The organism is Billgrantia lactosivorans, from assembly GCF_003254665.1.
GTDB classification, from domain to species: domain Bacteria; phylum Pseudomonadota; class Gammaproteobacteria; order Pseudomonadales; family Halomonadaceae; genus Halomonas; species Halomonas lactosivorans.
In genome coordinates, this window is sequence record NZ_QHGY01000010.1 from 42956 (window position 1) to 63053 (window position 20098).

A 20098-nucleotide genomic window follows, 5' to 3' on the forward strand; every position below is an offset into this window, starting at 1 on the left:
CCCAGGAAACCTTGCGCCCCCGCGCGACGACAGCATGAACCGGATCGTTCAATGGTCGAGCATACCGCTAACGGTGAAATCTTCCATTAACATCCCGGTGCAAGGATTCCTTCGACAGGTTGGGGGGCGCGTGCGCCCTGGCGGGAGAGACAATGACAACGCCCAGTCCCGTGACGAGCCAGGCCCGCTACCACATTGCCGTGGTGGACGATGAAGTCGACATGCTGGACGTGCTGCAGGATGTCCTTCAGGAGGAGGGCTACCGGGTCAGTGCCCTGCGCAGCGGCCAGGCGCTGCATGAACTGCTCGCCCGCGACCCGGCGGACCTGGTCGTGCTCGACCTGAAGCTGGCCGGCGAGAACGGCCTGCAGGTGGCTCGCGAGATCCGCGCGACCAACCCGGTGCCGATCATGATGCTGACCGGCAAGGGGGATGAAACCGATCGCATCCTGGGTCTTGAGGTGGCGGCCGACGACTTCCTGATGAAGCCCTTCAACCTGCGCGAACTGATGGCGCGGGTGCACGCCCTGCTGCGCCGCGCCAAGCAGCTCAGCGTGACGCTGCAGGACGTCGACCAGGACCATGACTGCCTGTGGTTCGACGACTGGCGGCTCGACCTCACCCGGCGCGTACTCTATGACCCCCGCAATCGACCGGTCAACCTCACCTTCGGCGAGTACAACCTGCTCGAGAGCCTGGTCACCTCGGCCAACCACGTGCTGAGCCGCGACAGCCTGCTCGAGCGCACCCGCGGCACCGACAGCGACTGCTTCGATCGCAGCATCGACGTGCTGATCCTGCGCCTGCGCCGCAAGATCGAAGCCAACCCCAAGCACCCCCGCTACATCCTGACCGAACGGGGCCTGGGCTACGTCTTCCAGGCCCAGGTTCGCAAGCGCTGATGGGACGCTGGACCCTGCAGCGCCGTGCCCTGGCGGCGCTGGTCGTGGCCACGCTGCTGGCGCTCGGCCTGGTGCTGGTCGCCTGGTTCGGCCTGACCCAGACCCGCAATGCCGTCAGCGAGTTCGAGGCCCGCACGCTGCCGGAGATTCGCACCGCGCTGACGCTCTCCGAGGAAGTGGCGCAATTGGCCGCCCTGGCCCCCTACGTGGCCTCGGCCGCCAAGCCCTTTCTGCTGCAGATCGAGCGCGACCGCCTGACCCGGCGCTTCCAGTCGCTGGTGGCCGTGGCCGCCTCGATCCGCGACCGGCCCTTCCGAGAGATGCTGGAGGCCCGGCTGAACGCGCTGCAGGCCGACATCGATCGCCTGACCGACCTGATGGAGACCGAGCTCTTCCTGCGCGAGGACCTGCTGACGGCCCAGTTCGAGGTCGCCCAGATCGCCGCCCAGGGCGCCGAGTTAGGCGGAACGCCTCCCCTGACCCGCTGGCAGATCCTGGAGGCGCTGTATCAGGGCCTCAGCGAGCCCGACCAGTGGATCGGGCAGTGGGCGACCCTGGCGGCGCCTCCCGATCCCGACATGCCCCATGCCGAGGCCTATCGGCGGCTGCTGGAGCTGGCTGACAGCAGCGCCGCGAGGATGGCGCGGATCAACCAGCAGAAGGCCTTCCTGCTGGCCAGCCTGCGCGCCCGGTCCGAGCGCCTGACCGGCGAGGTCAACGGCTTCGCCGGCACCCTGCAGCGCGAGGTGGTGATCCAGCAGCAGACCGTGCACGCCCAGGTCGACCGGGTGCTGCTGGGGATGATGCTGATGACCGGGCTGCTGATCCTGGGCGTGATCCTGCACTACATGAGCCACCTCAAGACCCTGCGCGACCTGGGGGTCGTCACCCAGGACATGGTGCAACTGGCGCAGGGCGGCGAGGCCCCCAAGCATATCGCCATCAGCCGCCACGACGAGATCGGCACGCTGGCCAGGGCCTATGAGGTCTTTCGCGACCACGCCGGGCGCATCGAGCAGGCCGGGCACGACCTGCGCGCCCAGAAGCACCTGCTGGAGACGGTGTTCAATGAGATCCAGGACGGACTGAGCGTGTTCTCCGCCGACGACCGCCTGATCGCCTGGAACCGCCGCTACCTGGACATGTTCGGCCTGACGCCAGACGCGATCGGTACCGGCATGCCCCTGGCCGAGGTGCAGCGCCAGATGGCGCGCCACCCCCATCGCAACGTGACGCTGGCCAACCGCTCGGTCGACATGAGCACGATCAACCTCCGCCGCCATCAGGTCTACCAGAGCTTCGAGCGTCACTACGACGACGGCCGGGTCATTGAGTTTCGCAGCCAGCCCATGCCCGGCGGCGGCTTCGTGACGCTCTACAGCGACCTCAGCGATCGCCGCACGATCGAGCAGCAGTTGCAGCAAGCCCAGAAGATGGAGGTGCTGGGCCAGCTGACCGGCGGCGTGGCCCACGATTTCAACAATCTGCTGGCGGCGCTGCTCGGCAACCTGCAGTTGCTCGAACAGCAGACCGACCTGCCCGAGAGGGCGCGACGCTACACCCAGCGCGCCCTGGATGTCGGTGAGCGGGGCACCCAACTGGTCCAGCGCCTGCTGGCCTTCAGCCGCAAGCAGCACCTGCAGCCGGAGTGGGTCGAGATCGATGCCCTGATCGACGGGCTCGAGGAGTTGCTCGAGTACAGCGTCTCGGCGCATACCCAGCTGCTGATCCGGTTGCAGGCACCGCAGACGCGGCTGTATATCGACCCGTCGCAGCTGGAGAATGCGATCCTCAACCTGGCGTTGAACAGCAGCGCGGCCATGCCACGGGGCGGCCAGCTGGTCATCGCCACCAAGGTCACTCCGGGCGAGAAGCCGGCGGTGACGATCAGCGTCCGCGATACCGGCCAGGGCATACCGGCCGAGCTGCAGGCGCGGGTGCTGGAACCCTTCTTCACCACCAAGCCGATGGGCCAGGGCAGTGGCCTGGGGCTGAGCAGCGTCTACGGCTTCGTCACCCAGAGCGGCGGCGAGTTCAGCATGGAGTCCGAACCGGGCCGGGGCACGGCGGTGCGCTTGCGCTGGCCGCTACCGAGCGCCAGCACCGCCCCCCTGGCGGTGACCTCGCCCTTGCTCGCCGTGCGGGTTCCCCCCGAGGCGTGCGTGGTCGTGGTCGAAGACGACGCCGAGGTCAGGCGGGTCACGGCGGCCCTCATCGCCAGCCACCGTCACGTCGCGTCGTTCCGCCATGCCGAGCAGGCCCTCGACTGGCTGCGCGACAATGCCGCGACGACGGGGCTGGTGCTCACCGACGTCAACCTGGACGGTGCACTCAGCGGAGTCGACCTGCGCGAGCGGATACACCGTCGGTGGCCCACGATCCCGGTGGTGCTGGCCTCCGGCATGCCGCGCGAGGCACTGGAGCGGGAATACGGGCTCTCCATGGGCGATGCGTTCCTGCAGAAGCCGATCCGACCCGAGCAGTGGCAGGCCTTCTTCGACGCGCCCCATGCCGAACGCTGAAGCCGGGAAGGTTTGTTGCAAATATTTCAGTTCTCCCGGCGGCGCTGAAATCGTCGGTTAGCATCCGGCGGCCATGGTGTCCCGAGCCACTGCCACAACAACAACGCTCAGGAGTACACCATGAAGAAGACGCTCTCCGCGCTGACCCTGGGTCTGGCGGCAACCCTCGTCACGCCGTCCCTGCTGGCCGACGAGGTGCTGGTGGGCCTCATCACCAAGACCAACACCAACCCCTTCTTCGTCAAGATGCGCGAAGGCGCCCAGGCTCAGGCCGATGCGCTGGGTGTCGAGTTGCGCACCTTTGCCGGCCGCTTCGACGGCGACAACGACTCCCAGGTGCAGGCCATCGAAAACCTGGTGTCTTCCGGCGCCCAGGGCATCCTGATCACCCCCAACGACCCGGTGGCGGTCGTGCCCGCCATCGAGCGTGCCCGCGATGCCGGCGTGCTGGTGATCGCGCTGGACACCCCCCTGAACCCGGCCGATGCCGCCGATGCCACCCTGGCGACCGACAACTTCAAGGCCGGGGAACTGATCGGCGAGTGGGCGCGCAGCACGATGGGCGACGCAGCCGACAGCGCCAGGATCGCGCTGCTGGACCTGAGCACCAGCGAGATCACCGTCGACGTCGCGCGCAACCAGGGCTTCCTGCAGGGCTTTGGCATCGACCTCAACGACCCCAACGACATCGGCGACGAAGACGACCCGCGCATCGTCGGCAACGACGTGACCCAGGGCTCCGAGGAGGGCGGCCGGCGCGCCATGGAGAACCTGCTGCAGAAGGATCCCGGCATCAACCTCGTCTACACCATCAACGAGCCCGCCGCGGCCGGCGCCCATGAAGCGCTGAAGGCCGCCGGTCAGGAGGATGCGGTGCTCATCGTCTCGGTCGATGGCGGGTGCCCGGGCGTGCGCAACGTCGCCGACGGCGTCATCGGTGCCACCTCGATGCAGTTCCCCCTGCGCATGGCGTCCATGGGGGTCGACTCGATCGTCGAGTACGCCAGGAACGGGGAGAGACCCGAGGCATCGGACGGGCTCGACTTCGTCGATACCGGCGTCGAGCTGATCACCGACGCCCCGGTGGCCGAGCTGCCGTCGGCTTCCTCCGCCAATGGCCTGGAAACGTGCTGGGGCTGAGGCCGTCGCTGTCCGTCGGCGCCCCGCCGGGCGCCGACCTACCCACAGGTGAGTTATGACACAACCCAAGCCATCAGGCCCTCACGACCTGACGGCCCATGAGCATGCGGCGGAAACCTCGGTCGGACAGGTGGCCCGATTCGAGGAAGAGGCACTCTCGCTGGGCCGGCGGATCCATCGCTTCTTCCATGCCAACCCGACGGCGGCGCCGGCCCTGGTGCTGGTCGTCTCGGTGCTGGCCTTCGTCGTGCTGGTGGGGGAGCGCTTCCTGGCGCCGTTCAACCTGTCGCTGGTGCTGCAGCAGGTGACCATCATCGGCACGCTGGGCATCGCCCAGACACTGATCATCCTGACCATGGGCATCGACCTTTCGGTGGGCGCCATCATGGTGCTCTCGTCGGTGGTGATGGGGCGGATGGCCGTCGATTACGGCCTGCCGCCGTCGCTGGCGCTGGCCGTCGGCCTTGCCACCGGCGCCATCTGCGGGCTGATCAACGGCGGCCTGGTGACCCGGCTGAAGCTGCCGCCGTTCATCGCCACCCTGGGCACCTGGAACGTCTTCTTCGCGCTGAACCTGTGGTACTCCAAGAGCGAGGCCATCCGCTCCCAGGAGATCGCGGCCACGGCACCGCTGCTGCAGTGGGGCGGCACCGCCTTCGAGCTGTTCGGGGCGCGCTTCACCTACGGCTCGATCCTGATGCTGGCGCTGTTCTGCGGCGTCTGGTACGCCCTGAACTGGACCGCCTGGGGCCGCCATGTCTACGCCACCGGCGACGACAAGGATGCCGCCGAGCTGGCCGGGATCCGCACGCGCCGGGTGTTGCTGTCGGTCTATATCGTCGCCGGCCTCATCTGCGCCATCGCCGCCTGGCTGCTGATCGGGCGCACCGGCTCGGTCAGTCCCCAGGCCGGCTTCACCGCCAACCTGGACAGCATCACCGCCGTGGTGATCGGGGGCACGTCCCTGTTCGGCGGGCGCGGCTCCATCTTCGGCACCCTGATCGGCGCCCTGATCGTCGGGGTATTTCGCAACGGGCTGGCCCTGGCCGGGGTCGATGTGCTATGGCAGGAATTCACCGTCGGCATGCTGATCATCGTCGCCGTGACGACCGACCAGTGGATTCGGAGGGTCGCGGCATGACTGGCGTCACTCCGATACTGGAAGCGAACGGCCTGATCAAGCGCTATGGGCGGGTCACCGCGCTGGACCGGGCGGATTTCGACCTCTATCCCGGCGAAGTGCTGGCCGTGATCGGCGACAACGGCGCGGGCAAGTCGACGCTGATCAAGGCCCTGTCCGGCGCCGTGATGCCCGACCAGGGTGTCATTCGCCTGCATGGCCGGCCGGTGCGCTTCGGCAACCCGATGGAGGCCCGCGCCGCCGGCATCGAGACGGTCTACCAGACGCTGGCCGTGTCACCGGCGCTGGGCATCGCCGACAACCTGTTCCTGGGTCGCGAGATCCGCAAGCCCGGTATCCTGGGCTCCGTGTTCCGCATGCTGGACAAGGCCGAGATGCAGCGCCAGGCACGCAGGGAGCTCTCCGAGCTGGGGCTGCTGACCATCCAGAACATCAACCAGGCCGTGGAGACGCTCTCCGGCGGCCAGCGGCAGGGAGTGGCGGTGGCCCGCTCGGCGGCCTTCGGCAGCCAGGTGGTGATCCTGGACGAGCCGACGGCGGCCCTGGGGGTCAAGGAGTCGCGACGGGTGCTGAACCTGATCCGCCAGCTGCGCGACCAGGGGCTGCCGATCGTGCTGATCAGCCATAACATGCCGCATGTGTTCGAGGTCGCCGACCGCATCCACGTGCATCGCCTGGGTCGCCGAGCTGCCGTGATCCGCCCGGATACGCACAGCATGTCCGATGCCGTCGCCATCATGACCGGCGCCACGGAGGTAGAACCCGGCGTGGCATGACCCGGGCGTTATGCGGCATTATCCGCTGCGAAGCGGGGGCGACATCCGTCGCCGCTTCGTGCTCTCGCTCAGGAAGACCGTATGCGCAAGCTGCTCATCGCCCTGCTGTCGCTATATGCCGCACCTCTCCACGCCGAACCGCTCAGGATCGGCGTCAGCGTGGCGGATCTCGGCAACCCCTTCTTCGCCACCCTGGCAGAGACCATCGGCGACTCGGCGCGGGCGCTGCACCCCGGCGACGTGGCGCTGGAGGTCAGATCGAGCGCCTACGACCTCGAACGGCAGGTCCGCCAGCTCGACGCCTTCACCCAAGCGGGCATGGACATCATCGTGCTGGCCGCCGCCAGCAGCGAAGCCATCGGGCCGGCCGTCCGCCGGGCCCAGCAGGCCGGCATCGTGGTGGCAGCGGTCGACATCGACGCCCAAGGGGCGGATCTCACCGTCACCAGCGACAACGGACAGGCGGGAGAGATGGCCTGCGATTACATGGCCGAGCGCTTGGGACACAGCGGGCGAGTGGCGATCATCAACGGCGCGCCGGTCTCGTCGGTGGCGGATCGCGTGAGCGGTTGCCGCACGGTGCTGAATCGGCACCCCGGGATCGAACTGCTCAGCGATGACCACAACGGCGGTGGCACCTTCAGTGGTGGCCTCGAGGCCATGACCTACCTGATCAGTACCTACCCCGAGCTGGATGCAGTGTTTGCCATCAACGACCCATCGGCCATGGGAGCGGCCAATGCCGCTCGCCTGGCCGGGCAGTCGCACCTGTTCATCGTTTCGGTAGACGGCTCCCCCGAGGGTATTGCAGCGCTGCGAGAGTCCCCGCCCTTGCTGGTTGCCACCGCTGCGCAATCCCCCCGGCAAATGGCGGAAACGGCCATTCGCGAAAGCCTGAGGCACCTGGCGTCGAGCGAGCGGCGGGAGAATCAGGTGATCCGGCTCCCCACCCAACTGGTCACCAGGGAAAATGCCGCGGCTTTCGATCGTTGGCGCGGCGCTCCCCCAGAGTGACGCGAGGCTGCTGCATCGATCCCGCAGCCTGAAATGAAGCGCCCCCGCCGGTGTCCGGCAGGGGCGCTTGCGCTTGGCGCCAGGTCGCGATCAGTGCACCTTGGCCTTGTGCACCGCACGCCAGTGGTGCAGCAGCGGCTCGGTATAGCCGGAGGGCTGCACGCGGCCCTTGAAGATCAGGTCGCTGGCGGCCTGGAAGGCACTGGAGCCCTGGTAGTCGGCCGACATCGGGGTGTAGGCCGGGTCGCCGGCGTTCTGCTCGTCGACCACCTTGGCCATGCGCTCCAGGGTCTTCTGCACACGCTCGGCGTCGACCACGCCGTGGTGCAGCCAGTTGGCGATGTGCTGGCTGGAGATACGCAGCGTGGCACGGTCCTCCATCAGGCCCACGTCGTGGATGTCGGGCACCTTGGAGCAGCCCACGCCGTGCTCGACCCAGCGCACCACGTAGCCGAGGATGCCCTGGCAGTTGTTGTCGAGCTCCTGCTGCAGCTCCGCGTCGGACCAGTCGGCCTTCTCGGCCACCGGCACGGTGAGCAGCTCGTCCAGGAAGTCCGGCTCGCCCTGGGCCTCCAGCTCGCGCTGGATGGCGGCAACGTCGATCTGGTGGTAGTGCAGCGCGTGCAGGGTCGCGGCGGTGGGCGACGGCACCCAGGCGGTGTTGGCCCCGGCCTTGGGATGGCCGACCTTCTGCTCGAGCATGGCGGCCATCAGGTCGGGCATGGCCCACATGCCCTTGCCGATCTGGGCGCGGCCGCGCAGGCCGCAGGCCAGGCCGACCTGGACGTTGTTGCGCTCGTAGGCGCCGATCCAGGCGGCATTCTTCATGTCGCCCTTGCGGATCATCGGGCCCGCTTCCATGGCGGTGTGCATCTCGTCGCCGGTGCGGTCGAGGAAGCCGGTGTTGATGAACACCACCCGCGAGGCGGCCTCGGCGATACACGCCTTGAGGTTGACCGAAGTGCGGCGCTCCTCGTCCATGATACCCATCTTGAGCGTGTCGCGAGCCAGGCCGAGCAGGTCCTCGATGCGGCCGAACAGCGCGTTGGAGAAGGCGACCTCCTTGGGACCGTGCATCTTCGGCTTGACGATGTAGACCGAGCCCTGGCGCGAGTTGCGCGGATCGTTCTCGCCTTTCTTCAGGTCATGCATGGCCAGCAGGCTGGTGACGATGCCGTCGAGGATCCCCTCGGGCAGCTCGTTGCCGTCGGCGTCGAGCACCGCCGGGGTGGTCATCAGGTGGCCGACGTTGCGCACGAACATCAGCGAGCGTCCCGGCAGGGTCAGGCTGCCTCCGCTCGGCGTGGTGTAGTCGCGATCGGCGTGGAGGCGACGGGTGAAGGTCTTGCCGCCCTTTTCGATGGCCTCTTCCAGGTCGCCCTTCATCAGGCCCAGCCAGTTGGCATAGACGCCGACCTTGTCCTCGGCGTCGACCGCCGCCACCGAGTCCTCGCAGTCCATGATCGCGGTCAGCGCGGCCTCGACCAGCAGGTCCTTGACGCCGGCCGGATCGGTCTTGCCGATCGGGTGGCTGGGATCGATCTGGATCTCGAGATGGAGGTCGTGGTTGGCCAGCAGGATCGCCTCGGGGCTTGCCGCCTCGCCGCGGTAGCCGATCAGCTTGCCCGGCTCCTTCAGGCCGGTCTCGCGGCCGCCTTCGAGGGAAGCCACCAGGTGGCCGTCGCGCAGGGCGTACTTGACGACCTCGCGATGGGAGCCGGTGGCCAGCGGCGCGGCCAGGTCGAGCACGCCGCGGGCGTAGGCGATGACCTTCTCGCCGCGCTTGGGATTGTAGCCGCTGCCCTTCTCGGCGCCGTCCTCCTCGGCGATGGCGTCGGTACCGTAGAGCGCGTCGTAGAGACTGCCCCAGCGAGCGTTGGCGGCGTTCAGGGCGTAGCGGGCGTTGCTCACCGGCACCACCAGCTGCGGGCCGGCCTGAATGGCCACCTCGCGATCGACATTGGCGGTGGAGACGGTGACCTGGGAGGGGGCATCCACCAGGTAGCCGATCTCCTCGAGGAAGGCGCGGTAGACGCTCATGTCGCGCACCGGGCCGGGGTTCTCGCGATGCCAGGTATCCAGCTGCTCCTGAAGCCGCTCCCGTTCGGCGAGCAATTCACGGTTTCTCGGTGTCAGATCATGAAAGATGGCATCGACCCCGGCCCAGAAGCTCGCGGCATCCAGGCCGGTGCCGGGCAGGGCCTGGTCGTTGATGAAGCGGTCGAGTTCAGCGGCCACCTGGAGACGATGGCGAGTGACACGTTCTGACATGGGAAGTCTCCTCCTGCGTGGCGGGCCGATGCATGCTCTCGGCCAGCCGCAATTCGTGGGGGTGATACCACTGCGAAGGCGCCAATTTTGTGGAAAACTGTTCCATATGTAAACCCGAAGGAGGGGTTACCCTACTAGACATAGGGTTAAGATCCGATATTTTGACCATTTGGTCAGAAAAAGATGCTCTATCACAGCGATGCCTCACCCAACAGCATGGCCGTTAGGTAGACTTGCTGCACGCTCGTGTGCCGCTGCAGACGAAAGGATTCGAGGGGATAATGTCCTGACCCGCTGGAGAACGCCATGACCGACTTCACCCCCCTGCAGAGCCTGGGACCGATCGCCCCCTTCCGCGCCGACGCCGGCGAACCCTCGTTGAGCGGCTACCTGGCGCACTACGGCCTCGCCCCGCTGCTCACCGAGCAGGTCGGGCTCTACGTGGGCTACGTGGACGCACAGCGCTACCAGCTGTGGACCCAGGTGTGGAGTCCCGCGGAGCCGGTCGGCACGGCCTTCGTGGTGCACGGCTACTATGACCACCTCGGCCTCTATCGCCATCTGCTGGAACGGCTGCTGGAGCGCCGCTGGCGGGTGGTGCTGTGGGACCTGCCGGGGCACGGCCTGTCCAGCGGCAAGCGCGCCTGCATCGACGACTTCGCCCACTATGGCGAATGCCTGCATGCGCTGCAGGCGCAGCTGGACGCTCGCGACCTGGCCCCTCGCCCGTGGCTGGGCATCGGCCAGAGCACCGGTGCCGCCATTCTCGCCACCGATGCCTTGAGCCGGCCCGGCGAAGCGCACTGGGCCGGCCTGGCCCTGCTCGCTCCCCTGGTGCGGCCCTTCGGCTGGCCCCAGGCGGGGTGGCTACACACCCTGGTGGGGCCGTTCGTGCAGAGCGTGCCGCGGCGTTTCGCGGCCAACTCCACCGATGCCGACTTTGCCGCCTTCCTGCGCGAACGCGACCCGCTGCAGCCGGAGCACCTCTCGCTCAACTGGGTCAGCGCCATGCGCCGCTGGATGCCCCAGCTGCTCGCCCTGCCCCCCAGCCAGGTGCCCACCCTGATCCTGCAGGGGGAGCAGGACGTCACGGTGGACTGGGAGTGGAACCTGGCGGTGCTGGAGCGCAAGTTTCCCAACGCCCGTATCCACCGTCACCCGGAAGCGCGCCACCATCTGGTCAACGAAGCCGAGCCGATACGCACCACCCTGTTCGCCGCCCTCGACGCCTTCGTCGCCGAGCTGGAGCAAGGCCTGTCGCCGGCCGCCCGGGAGCGCCTCTCCCGATGCTGAGACCCCTCGCCCTGCTCGTGCTGGTCGCGCTGCTCGCCGGATGCGCCGCCCAGCCCCCCGAACCCGACCCCATCCGCCGCGCCCTGCAGAACCTGAGCGACCGCGCCGTCGCCCGCCTGCTGGACGTGGACGCCCTGCAGCCCCCCCAGGACCAGGTGCTGCTGCTGGTGGCGCCGGAGGTGGACGCCAGCCTCGAGATCGACGGCGAGCGCTTCCTGGAGAGCCTCACTCGCGCCCTGCTGGGGGCCAGCGACGGCCCCCAGGTGCTCGACTGGCGGCCCGCCATGAGCGGCGAGGGTGGCGATCACCAGTGGCGCATGGAGAGCCGCCTGGAAGCCACCGCCCCCCGCCTGACCCTCTCCGACCGCGACCTGCTGCCCTACCGCCTCACCCTGTCGCTCTATCGCCCCGACGCGGAGAGCGCATTGTGGCAGACCCAGATCGAAGGCGCCTTCGACGCCACGGCGCTGTGACCCCCTATCCCTGACGGAGCTGGCGATCCAACTGCCGATACCCGATCGCCTCCATCAGCTCGCTGCGCTCCGGGTGCGGCTTGGCGGCCAGATCGGCCAGCGTCAGCGCCACGCGCAGCACCCGGTGGTAGGCGCGCGCCGACAGGCGCAGGCGTTCGAGCACCCCGGCCAGCCAGGCACGATCGGCCGTCGACAGGGCACAGGCGGCTTCCAGCTCGCGCCCGCCGAGGTGGGCGTTGAGGGCGCCGCGGGCGTACTGGCGCTCGCGCGCGGCCATGACCCGGGCGCGCACCTCCGCCGAGCTCTCGCCTACCTCGCGTGACGTCAGTTGCTCCGGCGGCAGCGCCGGCACTTCGATCTGCAGGTCGATGCGGTCGAGCAGCGGCCCGGAGAGACGCGACTGATAGCGCTGGATCTGCGCCGCGCTGCACTGGCAGGCCTGGCGCGGATCGCCGAGGTGGCCGCAGGGGCAGGGATTCATCGCGGCGACAAGCTGGAAGCGGGCCGGGAATTTACGTTCATGGTTGGCGCGGGCGATGTGGATGCGGCCCGACTCCATCGGCTCGCGCATCACCTCGAGCACGTGACGGCTGAACTCGGGCAGCTCGTCGAGGAACAGCACGCCGTGGTGGGCCAGCGAGATCTCCCCCGGTCGCGGCCAGGAGCCGCCGCCGACCAGGGCCACGGCGCTGGCGGTGTGGTGCGGGGCGCGAAAGGGCCGACGCCCCCACTGCTCGGCCAGCGGCAGGCCGCACACCGAGCGAATGGCGGCCACTTCCAGCGCCTCCTCCTCGGTGAGTTCGGGCAGGATGCCGGGCAGGCGGCTCGCCAGCATGGTCTTGCCGGTGCCGGGCGGGCCGGCGAAGAGCAGGTTGTGCGAGCCGGCCGCGGCGATCTCCAGCGCACGGCGGGCCTGGTGCTGGCCGCGCACCTCGGCCAGGTCGCCCTCGCGGTGGTCGGCGGCGGGCGGCTTCTCGAGGCGGTGCGCGGCGATCGGCTTCTGCCCCAGCAGGTGCGCCATGACGTCGAGCAGGTGCTCGGCCGGCAGTACCTGCAGGTCGCCGGCCAGCGCCGCCTCGTCGGCATTCTCCTTGGGCACGATCAGCTTGCGTCCGGCCTTGCGTGCGGCGAGCGCCAGCGGCAGCACGCCGCTGATGGGGCGCAGGCGACCGTCCAGCGCCAGCTCGCCGACACTCTCGATGCCCTCGAGTGCCTCGCCCGGCAGCTGCCCGGAGGCGATCAGGATGCCCAGCGCGATGGGCAGGTCGAAGCGCCCGCCGACCTTGGGCAGGTCGGCGGGCGCCAGGTTGAGCACGATCCTGCGCGTGTTGGGAAAATCGAAGCCGGCGTTGGTGAGGGCGCTGCGCACCCGCTCGCGGCTCTCCTTGACGGCGGCCTCGGGCAGGCCGACCAGGGTCATCCCCGGCAGGCCATTGGCCAGGTGTACCTCGACCTGAACCTCGGGCGCTTCCAGCCCCAGGCCGGCCCGTGTGGCAACGATCGCCAGCATCGCGCAATCCCTCGCAGTTCATTGAGAAACGCCGAATAAATTCGCTCGCGCAGCCATTTATGCAGTGTTTCATTAGCCTAAGGGCTAGATACTAGCACCCTGCCGCAACGGGCTCTCCACGCTGGCTCAGCGCTCGGCCTGGTCGCCCTCCGGTCCGCCCGGCTCATCCTGCTTGGGTGAGGTATCCGCAGCGCCCTGTTCGGCCGGCGCGAGGGTCGCCCGGGTCACCGGCGTCTCGCGGGCCGCCAGCGCCTGCTCCAGCGCCGCTACCTGCTGCTCCAGCGCCTCGACGCGAATTCGCGTGCGCTGCAGCACGTCCATCAGGATGTCGAAATCCTCGCGCGAGACCAGCTCGAGGCGGTCGAAGGCGCCGCGCACAATCTGCTGCACCCCCTTCTGGAACTCCTCCGGCGCCTGGGCCGCGCCCTGCAGGCGCTCGCCCAGCTGCTGCGCCAGTCGACTGATGGGATCCTGACTCACCATGGTGCGCTTCTCCTTTGGCGTGCACATGTTGCCCCACAGCATACGCAAGGCCCCGTCACGACGCATGCCCTTCTCTCGCCCCCTCATGGCGCAGCTGCACTCCGCACAAGCACCAGCCTGGTGCAGGGCAATCGTGAGCGCTGCGCCATGGGCGCGCATGCACCCGGCGAAGGCGATCGCAAACCACTGTTTACGGACAGAAAGCCTGAGCCTGGCATGGTCCGCGCATGACGCGAAGCACAGCCGGCTGGCGACCCCCGCCGCCTTTATTCCAGCAGGGAGAGATGCGATGAAGCTCATCACCGCCATCATCAAGCCGTTCAAGCTCGACGACGTCCGCGAGGCACTCGCCGATACCGGCGTCCAGGGTATCACCGTGACCGAAGTGAAGGGCTTCGGGCGCCAGAAGGGCCACACCGAACTCTACCGCGGCGCCGAATACGTGGTCGACTTCCTGCCCAAGGTGAAGGTCGAGGTGGCCGTGGACGACTCCCGCGTCGAGAGCGTGCTCGACGCCATCTGCAGCGCGGCCAACAGCGGCAAGATCGGCGACGGCAAGGTGTTCGTCACCCCGCTGGAGGATGTCATTCGCATCCGCACCGGCGAGCGCGGCGCCGAGGCCGTGTAACGGCTCCCCACAACAACAGCGATGGAGTACTCCCATGAGTGAACTTGCCGAGTTGAGCTACGCGCTCGATACCTTCTATTTCCTGATCTGCGGCGTGCTGGTGATGTGGATGGCCGCCGGTTTCTCGATGCTCGAGGCCGGCCTGGTTCGCGCCAAGAACACCGCCGAGATCCTGACCAAGAACATCGCCCTGTTCGCCATCGCCTGCACCATGTACCTGCTGGTGGGCTACGCCATCATGTACTCGAGCGATGCCGGCGGCCTGCTGCCCAACCTGGGCGTGCTGATCGGCGGCGAGAACGGCGTCGAGGCGGTGACCGCCGGCGGCGACGATGCCCCCTACTACTCCATGCGCGCCGACTTCTTCTTCCAGGTAGTGTTCGTCGCCACTGCCATGTCGATCGTCTCCGGCGCCGTGGCCGAGCGCATGAAGCTGTGGGCCTTCCTCGCCTTCGCCGTGGTCATGACCGGTATCATCTACCCGGTCTCGGGCTACTGGACCTGGGGCGGCGGCTGGCTCTCCGAGCTGGGCTTCTCCGACTATGCCGGCTCGGGCATCGTGCACATGGCCGGGGCGGCCGCGGCGCTGGCCGGCGTGCTGATCCTCGGCCCGCGCAAGGGCAAGTACGGCAAGGACGGCAGCATCCATGCGATCCCCGGCGCCAACCTGCCGCTGGCCACCGTGGGCACCTTCATCCTGTGGATGGGCTGGTTCGGCTTCAACGGCGGCTCCGAGCTCAAGCTCTCCGACGTCGCCTCGGCCAACAATGTCGCCCAGGTGCTGGTCAATACCAATGCCGCCGCCGCCGGTGGCGTGATCGCCGCGCTGGTACTGGCCAAGCTGTGGTTCCGCAAGGCCGACCTGACCATGGCGTTGAACGGCGCCCTGGCCGGGCTGGTGGCCATCACCGCGGGTCCGCTGACACCCTCGGCGCTGGGCGCCACGCTGATCGGCGCCGTGGGCGGGATGATCGTGGTGGCGGCCATCGTGACGCTCGACAAGCTCAGGATCGACGACCCGGTCGGCGCCATCTCGGTGCATGGCGTGGTCGGCATCTGGGGCCTGCTGGCGGTACCGCTGTCCGACGGCGATGCCAGCTTCGGCGCCCAGATCATCGGCGCGATCGCCATCTTCGCCTGGGTCTTCGCCGCCAGCCTGGCCGTGTGGCTGATCATCAAGGCGATCATGGGCGTCCGGGTCAGCGAGGAGGAGGAGTACGAGGGGGTCGACCTGGCCGAGTGCGGCATGGAGGCGTACCCCGAGTTCAGCGTCGCCCGGGTCTATGGCGGCGGCGGACGCCCGCAGACCGGCGGCTTTGCGGCGGGCGCGCCGCTCGGCCAGCCGCACGCCGAATAGCACCGGCGGACCGCTCAAGGCTCCCCGCGGGGAGCCTTTTTTCTTCCTGCCGAGGGCGGTGTATGCTTGAGGCCAACGATCCGTACCAGCCTGGGTTCAACCCGTGAACCCCGCCCGACCATGAGGAAACAAACGATGAAACTGGTGACCGCCATCATCAAGCCGTTCAAGCTCGACGACGTACGCGAGTCGCTTTCGGAGATCGGGGTACAGGGCATCACCGTCACCGAGGTGAAGGGCTTCGGCCGTCAGAAGGGCCATACCGAGCTCTACCGCGGCGCCGAGTACGTGGTCGACTTCCTGCCCAAGGTGAAGGTCGAGATCGCCATCGACGACGAGCTGGTCGAGCAGGTGATCGACGCCATCACCCAGGTGGCCAATACCGGCAAGATCGGCGACGGCAAGATCTTCATCACCCCGCTGGAGCAGGTGATCCGCATCCGCACCGGCGAAACCGGCAAGGATGCGGTCTAAGCTCGAAGCTCGAAGCTCGAAGCTCGAAGCTCGAAGCTCGAAGCTCGAAGCCAGACAGCTTATACAAGAACCCCGGGGCCTGCCCCGGGGTCTTTTCTTCAATCGTGCAACTCGAGGCTTACTTCTCGACGAAGGCGCGCTCGATCACGTAGTCCCCCGGCTCGCCCATGCGCGGCGAGATGTTGAAGCCCAGGTCGTCGAGCAGCGCGCTGGTCTCGTCGAGCATCGCCGGGCTGCCACAGATCATGGCGCGGTCCTGCTTGGGGTCCATCGGCGCCACGCCGGTGTCCTCGAACAGCTTGCCGCTGCGGATGTGATCGGTGAGCCGGCCCATGGTATGGAATTCCTCGCGGGTCACGGTGGGGTAGTAGACCAGCTTCTCGCGAATGTCGTCACCCAGGTACTCGTGGGCCGGCAATTCCTTCTGGATGAAGTCGGCATAGGCCAGTTCACTGACGCTGCGCACGCCGTGCACCAGGATCACCTTCTCGAAGCGCTCGTACACCTCGGGGTCCTGGATCAGGCTCATGAACGGCGCCAGGCCGGTGCCGGTGGAGAGGAAATAGAGGTTGCGCCCCGGCAGCAGGTCGTCGGTGACCAGGGTGCCGGTGGGCTTGCGGCTGACCATGATCTGGTCGCCCACCTTGAGGTGCTGCAGGCGCGAGGTCAGCGGGCCGTCGGGCACCTTGATGCTGAAGAACTCGAGATGGTCCTCGTAGTTGGGGCTGGCGATGGAGTAGGCCCGCATCAGCGGCTTGCCGTTGACTTCCAGGCCGATCATCACGAACTGGCCGTTCTTGAAGCGCAGGCTACGCTCACGGGTGGTGCGGAAGCTGAAGAGCGTGTCGTTCCAGTGATGGACGCTAAGCACCTCTTCCAACGCAAACTTGCTCATGCCGGCTCCTTTCTATTCCAATTTCGAATAATGCAACGGGCAAATCGATTTGCTTGCATTATAAGAGCGCAAGGTTTATCTGTTAATTGGATTGTATGGATAACCTTTATCCAGACTACTGATATAGGTCAAAGACGAGCCCCTTCATGCACTTCACCCTGCGCCAACTCGAGGTCTTCGTTGCCGTCGCCCAGCACGAGAGCGTGTCGCGCGCCGCGCGTGCGCTCGCGCTGTCGCAGTCGGCCACCAGCACCGCCCTGGCCGAGCTCGAACGCCAGTTCGACTGCCAGCTGCTCGACCGCGTCGGCAAGCGGCTGCGGCTCAACGCGCTGGGCTTCCAGCTGCTGCCCAAGGCGGTGGCGCTGCTCGACCGCGCCGAGGAGATCGAGGAGATCCTGCATGGCCAGCAGGGCATCGGCTCCCTCGACGTGGGCGCCACCCTGACCATCGGCAACTACCTGGCCACCCTGCTGATCAGCGACTTCATGCAGCGCCACCCGGGCAGCCGGGTGCGCCTGGCGGTGCGCAATACCCGCGAGATCGTCGACCGCGTGCGCCAGCACGAGCTCGACCTGGGGCTCATCGAGGGGCACTGCGAGGAGGAGGACGTGATCACCCAGCCGTGGGTGGAGGACGAGCTGTCGGTATTCTGCTCGCCGCGCCATCCACTGGCCGGGCAGGGGGCGGTGGAGCTCGACCGCCTGCTGCGCGAGGCGTGGATCATGCGCGAGCAGGGCTCGGGCACGCGCATGACACTGGAGCAGGCCGCGCGCCACCGGCGCGGGCGCTTCAACACCCTGCTGGAGCTGGAGCACACCGAGGGCATCAAGCGCGCGGTGGAGTCGGGGCTCGGCATCGGCTGCGTCTCGAGGCTGGCGCTGCGCGACGCCTTCCGTCGCGGCAGCCTGGTGCCGATTCCCACGCCCGAGCTCGACCTGAGCCGCCAGTTCGCCTTCATCTGGCACCGCCACAAGTACCTGGCCACCGGCATGCGCGAGTTCCTGCGCCTGTGCCGGCAGATGACCGAAGGGGTCAGGCGCAGCGACGAGATCGACCTGCCGCCGGTGTCCTGACGCCTCCCGCGCTAGCGGTCGCGCCGGCGCAGCGTGAAGCCGCCGACCACCCGGGCCAGGCGGTCGGCCTGCTCGCTGAGCCGCTCGGCGGCGGTGGTCGACTCCTCCACCAGCGCCGCGTTCTGCTGGATCGTGCGGTCGAGGTCGGCCACCGCCACGCTGACCTGGCCGATACCGTCGCTCTGCTCGCCGGCGGCCATGCTGATCTCGCCGAGCATGTGGGCCACCCGGTTCACGCTGGCCATCAGCTCGCCCATGCTCTCGCCGGCACGCCCCACCAGCTCGGTGCCACCGACGACGCGCTGGGTCGAGGCCTCGATCAGCGCGCGGATGTCGCGCGAGGCCTCGGCGCTGCGGGTGGCGAGCTGGCGCACCTCGCCGGCCACCACGGCGAAGCCGCGGCCGTGCTCGCCGGCCCGCGCCGCCTCGACCGAGGCGTTGAGCGCCAGCAGGTTGGTCTGGAAGGCGATGCCGTCGATGACCTTGACGATCTCGCCGATCCGCTCCGACGAGCGGCTGATCTCCTGCATGGTTTCCACCACCTGGCCGACCGTCTCGCCGGAGCGCTGGGCGACCTCGGCGGCGGACTTCGACAGGCCGTTGGCCTCGCGCGAGGAGGCCGAGGTATGCTCGACAGTGGCCGAGATCTGCTCCATCGAGGCCGAGGTCTGCTGCAGGCTGGCGGCGGCCCGCTCGGTGCGCCGCGACAGATCCTCGCCGCCGCTGGCGATCTCGCTGGCCGCCACGCGCACCGATTCGCTGCTGTCGCGCACGTCGAGCAGCACGTCGTGGATCTTGTCGACGAAGGCGTTGAACTGGGTGGCCAGCTCGGCGCTCTCGTCGCGCCCGCGCACCGGCAGCCGCTGGGTCAGGTCGCCGTTGCCGCTGGCGATCTCGCGCATGCGCTCGGCCAGCAGGCGCAGCGGCCGCGAGACGCGGGTGCCGACCCACCACAGCGCGGCGAGTCCCAGCGCCGCCAGCAGCAGGCCGACCAGCGCCATGCCCAGGGTGTCGGCACGGCGCTGCTCGCCGAGCACCTCCTGCAGGGCCGCGAGCTCGGCCATCACGGCCTCCTCGGGCAGGCGGATCAGCAGCGTCCAGGGCGCATCGCTGGCCCCCATGGTAAAGGGCTGGTAGCGCTCCAGCATGCCCTCCCGCGCCAGGCTGACGCTGGCCCCCTCCTCTCGCGCCCGGTCGATGGCGCCGAGCACCTCGGCGTCGAAGGTCTCGCTCGCCGCGCTGCCGAGCCGCCCGGCGTCGGCGGTATGGGCCACCAGGCCGCCGTGCCCGGCGATCAACGCCATCTCGCCCGCGCCGCCATAGAGCGCCTGGTTGGCCTCGAGCAGCAGCTCCTGGATGAAGTCGAGCGCCAGGTCGACCCCGGCGACGCCGCGGAATTCGCCGTCGACCAGGATCGGCACGTTGAACGAGGTGACCAGCAGCGTCTCATCGCCGTACTCGTAGGGCGCCGGGTCGATGATGCAGGGTGCCAGGGTCTCGCGCGGGCAGAGATAGTACTCGCCTTCGCGCACGCCGCTGGCGAGGGCCGTGGTGCTCTCCATGGTCTCGCCTAGCGGCAGCACCTCGACCTCCCCCTCGCCGCTGCGATACCACCACGGCATGAAGCGCCCGCTGCCGTCGTAGCCGTCGCTCTCGCCGAGATCGGCGTACAGCGCATCGCGGCCGAAGGCGTCGGGCTCCCAGCCGATGAAGGCATCGAGCAGCGAGGCGTTCTCGACCACGGTCTGGCGTACCAGGTTGGAGAGTTCGCGCCGGCTCAGGGAGAGCGCGCGTCGGCCGCTGGCGTCCTGCTGGCCCATCAGGGCGTTGGCGTCGGCCAGCTGGGTGGCCAGCGTCAGCGCATGCTCGAGCTCACGCTGGATGCGGCCGGCCTCGGCGTCCGCCAGCACCGCCAGGCGTTCGTCGATGGCCCCCTCGAGCAGCTCACGGGTATGGGACTCGACGGTCTGCTGGGTGCGCGCCGAGGAGAACAGTCCGTAGACGACCAGGGCCACGACCACGGCCAGCAGGCAGGGGCCGGCCAGCAGGACCACGAACTGGCGGATCGATCTGAGATGCATGGGCGCTCTCGCTGAAGTGGACACGGATGGCAGCGAAGACAACTTCGCATCGGTGTCCGCTCTAT

General features: G+C 68.3%; 17 protein-coding genes. 12 read left to right on the top strand and 5 right to left on the bottom strand.

The features are described from left to right. The first annotated feature begins 152 nt into the window (after positions 1-152). From DIS04_RS16485 to DIS04_RS16510, 6 genes are all read left to right on the top strand, one after another. Positions 153-902, top strand: a complete 750-nt coding sequence (locus DIS04_RS16485) for a response regulator (RefSeq protein ID WP_111414880.1) — start codon at positions 153-155, stop codon at positions 900-902. Then, positions 902-3424: a PAS-domain containing protein gene (locus DIS04_RS16490; protein WP_111414881.1), complete on the top strand. Its 2523-nt coding sequence runs from the start codon at positions 902-904 to the stop codon at positions 3422-3424. The genes DIS04_RS16485 and DIS04_RS16490 overlap by 1 nt, the downstream gene beginning before the upstream one ends. Positions 3425-3544: 120 nt before the next feature. Beyond that, a complete protein-coding gene (locus DIS04_RS16495) occupies positions 3545-4564 on the top strand; it encodes a sugar ABC transporter substrate-binding protein (protein ID WP_111414882.1) in 1020 nt (339 codons plus the stop codon). A 55-nt stretch (positions 4565-4619) separates the two neighbouring features. Next, positions 4620-5705 (top strand): ABC transporter permease, encoded by a 1086-nt coding sequence (locus tag DIS04_RS16500; protein ID WP_111414883.1) that lies wholly within the window; start codon positions 4620-4622, stop codon positions 5703-5705. After that, positions 5702-6481, top strand: coding sequence for an ATP-binding cassette domain-containing protein (locus DIS04_RS16505; RefSeq protein WP_111414939.1), 780 nt, complete (start codon positions 5702-5704; stop codon positions 6479-6481). The genes DIS04_RS16500 and DIS04_RS16505 overlap by 4 nt, the downstream gene beginning before the upstream one ends. Positions 6482-6562: 81 nt before the next feature. Next, on the top strand, positions 6563-7495 hold the full coding sequence (locus DIS04_RS16510) for a substrate-binding domain-containing protein (protein WP_111414884.1): 933 nt from the start codon (positions 6563-6565) through the stop codon (positions 7493-7495). Between the two features lie 90 nt (positions 7496-7585). On the opposite strand, the gene DIS04_RS16515 is transcribed toward DIS04_RS16510, so the two are convergent. After that, positions 7586-9766 (bottom strand): malate synthase G, encoded by a 2181-nt coding sequence (locus DIS04_RS16515; protein WP_111414885.1) that lies wholly within the window; start codon positions 9764-9766, stop codon positions 7586-7588. Between the two features lie 306 nt (positions 9767-10072). Here DIS04_RS16515 and DIS04_RS16520 point away from each other — a divergent pair, with 306 nt between their 5' ends. Both DIS04_RS16520 and DIS04_RS16525 read left to right on the top strand, forming a co-directional pair. After that, a complete protein-coding gene (locus tag DIS04_RS16520) occupies positions 10073-11059 on the top strand; it encodes an alpha/beta hydrolase (RefSeq protein ID WP_111414886.1) in 987 nt (328 codons plus the stop codon). After that, positions 11053-11532, top strand: coding sequence for a hypothetical protein (locus DIS04_RS16525; RefSeq protein ID WP_111414887.1), 480 nt, complete (start codon positions 11053-11055; stop codon positions 11530-11532). The genes DIS04_RS16520 and DIS04_RS16525 overlap by 7 nt, the downstream gene beginning before the upstream one ends. A gap of 4 nt (positions 11533-11536) precedes the next feature. Here the strand turns inward: DIS04_RS16525 and DIS04_RS16530 are convergent, their stop codons facing one another. Both DIS04_RS16530 and DIS04_RS16535 read right to left on the bottom strand, forming a co-directional pair. Further along, positions 11537-13042 carry a YifB family Mg chelatase-like AAA ATPase gene (locus DIS04_RS16530; RefSeq protein WP_111414888.1) on the bottom strand — a complete coding sequence of 502 codons (1506 nt, stop codon included), beginning with the start codon at positions 13040-13042 and terminating at the stop codon, positions 11537-11539. Positions 13043-13168: 126 nt separating this feature from the next. Further along, a complete protein-coding gene (locus tag DIS04_RS16535; protein ID WP_111414889.1) occupies positions 13169-13525 on the bottom strand; it encodes an accessory factor UbiK family protein in 357 nt (118 codons plus the stop codon). A 289-nt stretch (positions 13526-13814) separates the two neighbouring features. Here DIS04_RS16535 and DIS04_RS16540 point away from each other — a divergent pair, with 289 nt between their 5' ends. From DIS04_RS16540 to glnK, 3 genes are all read left to right on the top strand, one after another. Continuing rightward, the gene (locus tag DIS04_RS16540) at positions 13815-14153 is read left to right on the top strand and encodes a P-II family nitrogen regulator (RefSeq protein WP_111414890.1); all 339 of its coding nucleotides are present in this window, start codon (positions 13815-13817) and stop codon (positions 14151-14153) included. Between the two features lie 34 nt (positions 14154-14187). Continuing rightward, positions 14188-15510: an ammonium transporter gene (locus tag DIS04_RS16545; RefSeq protein WP_111414891.1), complete on the top strand. Its 1323-nt coding sequence runs from the start codon at positions 14188-14190 to the stop codon at positions 15508-15510. Between the two features lie 135 nt (positions 15511-15645). After that, positions 15646-15984, top strand: a complete 339-nt coding sequence (gene glnK / locus DIS04_RS16550; RefSeq protein WP_111414892.1) for a P-II family nitrogen regulator — start codon at positions 15646-15648, stop codon at positions 15982-15984. Between the two features lie 118 nt (positions 15985-16102). On the opposite strand, the gene DIS04_RS16555 is transcribed toward glnK, so the two are convergent. Continuing rightward, positions 16103-16879 carry a ferredoxin--NADP reductase gene (locus tag DIS04_RS16555; RefSeq protein WP_111414893.1) on the bottom strand — a complete coding sequence of 259 codons (777 nt, stop codon included), beginning with the start codon at positions 16877-16879 and terminating at the stop codon, positions 16103-16105. Positions 16880-17025: 146 nt separating this feature from the next. Here DIS04_RS16555 and DIS04_RS16560 point away from each other — a divergent pair, with 146 nt between their 5' ends. Then, positions 17026-17952: a LysR family transcriptional regulator gene (locus DIS04_RS16560; protein ID WP_111414894.1), complete on the top strand. Its 927-nt coding sequence runs from the start codon at positions 17026-17028 to the stop codon at positions 17950-17952. Positions 17953-17963: 11 nt separating this feature from the next. On the opposite strand, the gene DIS04_RS16565 is transcribed toward DIS04_RS16560, so the two are convergent. Further along, the gene (locus tag DIS04_RS16565; protein ID WP_111414895.1) at positions 17964-20033 is read right to left on the bottom strand and encodes a methyl-accepting chemotaxis protein; all 2070 of its coding nucleotides are present in this window, start codon (positions 20031-20033) and stop codon (positions 17964-17966) included. Positions 20034-20098 lie beyond the last annotated feature (65 nt).